This is a genomic window from Butyricicoccus sp. AM78-15b2TA, from assembly GCF_027665985.1.
GTDB lineage: Bacteria > Bacillota > Clostridia > Oscillospirales > Butyricicoccaceae > Agathobaculum > Agathobaculum butyriciproducens.
The window spans coordinates 1-355 of record NZ_JAQEHY010000050.1 but is presented as its reverse complement, the minus strand read 5'-3'; positions in this window follow the sequence as shown (position 1 = coordinate 355).

Here is a 355-nt window from a genome sequence, read left to right as displayed (position 1 = left end):
CTTTGATTGGGATTCTATCATACCGTATATACAAAATAAAGTCAATCGGGGCAGGAATTGTTCACATTTGATTCATAATTAAACTTTGGCACACAGAAAAGTTGTAAAAACGCAATGTTCTTGTTCTCGTAACACTTTACAATCGAACATTTGTTGCATAGTCCTAAATCGGCAGTTTCGGCAAAGCAAAAGTGGTCAAATAATTGACCACTTTCCGTAAAAATATTTTGGTTTTCCCAACAATTCGGGCAAATAAATTCCGAAATGCACCTGTACAGAACAGATGTACAGCGGCGCGTTAAGGGGGGAGAGGAACGAAACCCGCGCCGCCCGCGTCTTTCCTCTCCCCCTGCTG